This window comes from Paenibacillus sp. Y951, from assembly GCF_056786395.1.
In genome coordinates this window covers 1-853 of the sequence record NZ_JBXCIY010000075.1, presented here as the reverse complement: position 1 = coordinate 853, position 853 = coordinate 1, and the positions used below count along the sequence as shown (strand labels likewise).

The following is an 853-nucleotide window of genomic DNA, read 5'->3' as shown; positions in this document are numbered from 1 at the left end:
AAAAGCAGCAGTATCTTTTACGGCAAGCAAAGTTTCCCAAGCCGAAAACACTACAGGAATTCCAATTCGCCCACATTCCGAAGCTACCAAAGCTAAAGATCGAACAGCTCGCTCAAGGTGCTTTTATTACGAGACGAGAGAATGTCATTTGCATTGGTAGACCAGGTACAGGGAAAAGCCATATTGCAACCGCCGTTGGAATGGGTGCGATGCTGGAAGGCCATCGCGTTCGGTTTGTCTCTGTGATGCAGCTTGTACAAGAATTACAGTTGGCAGAGTCGGAGTATCGCTTGCCTCGGTTTCTTAAAAGTTGGAATAAGTATGATCTTGTCATCTTAGACGAGCTCGGCTATGTTCCGCTTGGCGAAGGTGGAAAGTTGCTGTTTCAATTTATCTCGCAGCGCTATGAACAGGGAAGCCTCATCATTACCTCTAATCTCGAGTTTTCTCGATGGGTAGATGTATTTGGTGATCCTGCTTTAACGACGGCACTACTCGATCGTCTAACCCATCATTCGCACATTCTTCTATTTGACGGCGAATCCTACCGGTTTCGGCAAACGAAAGAACAGCGCGGAAAGGAGGCCTATGATGAGTAGTCAAAAGGATGAGATCCAACACTGGCATGAAGGTATTTCTGAGATGGAAGGAGCGATAGAACGCCTACGTAAAGAGATACAATGGCTTATGGAAGAAAGAGATGCTCTCGAACAAGGAAATCTTGAGCGATATCAACAGCTTACTCAGAGAGATTTATTCTAATGAAACTGGCACCCATGGGTGCCTATTATTTCTGCCAGGGTGGTCAACTTTTAGGTTAGCAAGGTGGTCAACTATTTGATTGACATTTACA

At 45.1% G+C, this 853-nt stretch carries 2 protein-coding genes; both read left to right on the top strand.

The window, feature by feature from the left end:
- A partial coding sequence (gene istB, locus AC1TPB_RS24880; protein WP_482078949.1) for an IS21-like element helper ATPase IstB occupies positions 1-599 on the top strand: 599 nt, incomplete at its 5' end.
- Positions 589-762, top strand: coding sequence for a hypothetical protein (locus AC1TPB_RS24875; protein ID WP_482078948.1), 174 nt, complete (start codon positions 589-591; stop codon positions 760-762). The genes istB and AC1TPB_RS24875, both read left to right, overlap by 11 nt.
- The last annotated feature ends 91 nt before the right edge of the window (positions 763-853 follow it).